The sequence below is a fragment of the Streptomyces sp. NPDC047453 genome (assembly GCF_040643155.1).
Lineage (GTDB): Bacteria > Actinomycetota > Actinomycetes > Streptomycetales > Streptomycetaceae > Streptomyces.
Window position 1 is genome coordinate 1 of record NZ_JBEYTS010000163.1, and the last position, 3,392, is coordinate 3,392.

Annotated in this window: 2 protein-coding genes; one reads left to right on the forward strand and one right to left on the reverse strand. The window is 72.4% G+C overall.

Annotation, left to right across the window (positions count from 1 at the left end):
• Positions 1–114: 114 nt before the first annotated feature.
• Positions 115–2,637, reverse strand: a complete 2,523-nt coding sequence (locus ABZ818_RS42615; protein ID WP_361427663.1) for a SpoIIE family protein phosphatase — start codon at positions 2,635–2,637, stop codon at positions 115–117.
• Positions 2,638–2,999: 362 nt separating this feature from the next.
• Between ABZ818_RS42615 and ABZ818_RS42620 the strand changes: the two genes are divergently transcribed.
• Positions 3,000–3,254 carry a helix-turn-helix transcriptional regulator gene (locus tag ABZ818_RS42620; RefSeq protein WP_361427666.1) on the forward strand — a complete coding sequence of 85 codons (255 nt, stop codon included), beginning with the start codon at positions 3,000–3,002 and terminating at the stop codon, positions 3,252–3,254.
• The last annotated feature ends 138 nt before the right edge of the window (positions 3,255–3,392 follow it).

The window sequence follows — 3,392 nt, forward strand, 5'->3', positions numbered from 1 at the left end:
GACGCTAAACGCCTCGCCGAGCGCAGGTAAGACCAGGACTTTGGTCCCGGCACAGCGCGTTGAAGCAGGAACCCACCGAGACGGTCAGCCGGCCGCGGCAGGAATCCCCGTCCTTCAGGACGTCAGGGTTTGTTCGGCCCAGATGGTCTTGCCGGTGGGGGTATGGCGGGTGCCCCAGCGGTCGGCGAGTTGGGCGACGAGGAGGAGGCCGCGTCCGCCTTCGTCGTAGACGCGGGCGCGGCGCATGTGGGGGGTGGTGCTGCCGGTGTCGGAGACTTCGCAGATGAGGGTGGTGTTGTGGTGGATCATGCGGAGCTGGACGGGGGGTTTGCCGTAGCGGATGGCGTTGGTGACGAGTTCGCTGACGATGAGTTCGGTGATGAAGGCGGCGTGGGTCAGTCCCCACGTGGTGAGCTGGGCGGTGGCATTTTGGCGGGCGTGGGCGACGTCGGCGGGGTGGGGTTGCAGGTCCCAGGCGGCGACGCGGTCGGCGCTGAGGGCGTGGGTGCGGGCGAGGAGCAGGACGATGTCGTCGTCGGGGCGGTGGGTGAGGGTGGCGGTGAGGACGTGGTCGCAGACGGTGTCGAGGGTGTGGGCGGGGCGGACGAGGGCGGCGAACATGTTGTCGAGGGCTTCGTCGATGTCGTGGTCTCGGGGTTCGAGGAGGCCGTCGGTGTAGAGGGCGAGCAGGCTGCCTTCGGGTAGTTCGGTCTCGGTGGCCTCGAACGGCAGGCCGCCCAGGCCGAGCGGGGGGCCGGCGGGGACGTCGAGGAGGTAGGCGGCGGCGTCGGGAGTGACGACGGCGGGCGGGGGGTGGCCGGCCCGGGCGAGGGTGCAGCGGCGGGTGACGGGGTCGTAGACGGCGTAGAGGCAGGTGACGCCGATGCCGCCGGCGCCTTCGGGGGCGCCTTCGGGGGTGGCTTCGTCGGCGGAGAGGCGGATGACGAGGTCGTCGAGGTGGGTGAGCAGTTCGTCGGGCGGCAGGTCGACGTCGGCCAGGGTGCTGACCGCGGTGCGCAGCCGGCCCATGGTGGCCGAGGCGCGGATGCCGTGGCCGACGACGTCGCCGACGACGAGGGCGACGCGTGCGCCTGACAGCGGGATCACGTCGAACCAGTCGCCGCTGACGCCGGTCAGGGGGTCGGCGGGCAGGTAGCGGGAGGCGATCTCGAGGGCGGCCTGCTCGGGCAGGGTCCGCGGGAGCAGGCTGCGCTGCAGGGTCATGGCGGTGGTGCGTTGGCGGGTGTGGCGCCGGGCGTTGTGGATGCTCAGGGCGGCCCGGGCGGTGAGCTCCTCGGCCAGTTGCAGGTCCTGGGGGGTGAAGGGGGCGGGGTTGTGGTGGCGGCTGAAAAGGGCGGCGCCCAGGGTGGTGCCTCGGGCGCGCAGCGGCACCACCATGAGCGAGTGTGTGCCCCACTCGCGGATCCGGGCCGCTCCTGGGTCCTGGCCGGCCCACCGGGCAAGGGTGGGGCCGGTCATCTCGTAGAGCGCCCCGCGGTCTTTTGTCAGGCATTGGGCCACTGGGGACAGCGCGGGGTAGGTGCTGGACTCGCCGACGGCGACTGGGGACTCGGGGCTTCCTTCCAGGACTGAGCGCACGGCGGCGCGGCGCATGGTGACCGGCCCGGCCAAAGTGGTGGCGTCCGTCTCCTCACCGCGCGCGGGGAGCAGGTCGAGGGCGGCGAAGTCCGCGAGGCGGGGGACGGCGACGTCGGTGAGTTCCTGGGCTGTGCGGGCGATGTCCAGGGTGGTGCCGATACGGGCGCCGGCCTCGTTCAGCAGCATCCGCTCCCTGTCCGTGTGCTCCTCGTGCCCCTGGTACGCGGTCAGGCACACGCCCCGCAGCCGGCCCGCTCCGTCGCGCAGCGCGGTCAGCGACACCGGCCGGCCGCTTTCTGGGCCGTCAGCGCATCCGGCATGGGCGGTGGGGAGGAAGGCCTCGGTCCACTGCGGCTCGCCGTCCTGGAGCACCCGGCGCATCCGCGCCTGGATCTCCTCGCCCGCGGGGTGCGGCGTGATGTCCACCAGGCGCAGCCCGCGCATCTCGGCCTCGGTGAGCGAGAGGGCGCGCTCCATGCCGGTGTTCGCCGCGATGAGCCGCAGATCCGTGCCGAAGACGGCCAGGGTGCAGGGGGACTGGGCGAACGCCCACTCCTTCAGCTCCCCCAGCCCGCCCGGCTCCTCCTCCTGCCCCCGCTCGCCCGGTGCGCCCGGTGTGCCTTGCGGGCGGTTTTCGGGGTGCGGCGGCGGGCTGGTCACGGCGCAGAGAAGGAGCCACTCGGTGGCCGCACCGCCGGTGGGGGTGCGGCGGTGGGCGAGCAGGTGCTGTTCGAGGCGGCGGCCGTCCTGGTGGCGCAGCACCACGGTGCCGTTCCACCGGTTCTTGCCGGCCGCCTGGTGCCCGGCCGCCCGGCGGGCGGCCTCGCCGGTGTCGTCGGCGAGCAGGCGGGTGGCGGGGCGGCCGATGATCTGTGAGGGCTCGTAGCCGAGCAGGCGCCGGGCGCCCTCGCCCCACCCCGTCACGATGCCGTGTTCGTCGACGGTGGCCGTGGCCGTGACGGTGGCGGTGCGGGGCGGCTCGAGCGGGGCGTCCGCCTCGCCCGGCCGTTCACCAGGAGGAGTGGGAAGGTGCTCCATCGGCGCTCATCTCGCCTCGCTCGTTCCTCGGCCGCTGTTCCCGGGGGAACCTCCGCGGCCAGGGCCCTACTGACAAGCATGATCCTGCGGGGCAGGAAGCACCAGCACGGCGCTCGCGGGCCAGGCGGGCGCGCGGACCGCCCGCGGTGGGCGGTGCGCTGTGTGCGGGGCGGGGTGCCGAGGGTGGTTCTGTACGTCACCGACATGGGCAGATAACGGAAATTTCAGAAAATGTGCGACGGCGTGGAACCGGCCCGAGCCTGCCTGTGTCCGTTAGGGGCAAATGCCCACATTTCGACATCCGTGTAACTCCGAAGATGTGGGCCGGGACGACCGGACCGATGCGCCGAAGGAAAGCCGCCATGAACCTCGCACCCGCCCTGTACGCCAAAGCCCCCACCCCCGCCTCTGCCTTCGCGTGCGGGCCGGCCGCGCTGGCCCCGCGTGAGCGCGAGGCGCTGCAGCACATCGCCGCCGGGCACACCTACGTGCAGACGGCCCGGCGCATGGGGCTCTCGAAACACACCGTCGATGCGTATCTGCGCCGGATCCGAACCAAGCTCGGCATCAGCAACACCGCCGAGCTCACGCGCCTGGCCGTCTCCCTGGGCCTTTGACATCCTCCCCTCCCGGAAGGGAGGGGGATTCCTGGCTCAGGCTGCTCTACCTTTCTGCCGGGCCTGCCCCAGCCATTCGTAGGGTTTGGGGACCCAGGGGAGCCGGGTGTGGCTTTCATGACGCTGCCGACCATGGCT

Bases quoted from the DNA above. Each gene is read 5' to 3' on its own strand.
- ABZ818_RS42620 (WP_361427666.1), top strand. From the start codon at position 3,000: ATGAACCTCGCACCCGCCCTGTACGCCAAAGCCCCCACCCCCGCCTCT.
- ABZ818_RS42615 (WP_361427663.1), bottom strand. From the start codon at position 2,637: ATGGAGCACCTTCCCACTCCTCCTGGTGAACGGCCGGGCGAGGCGGAC.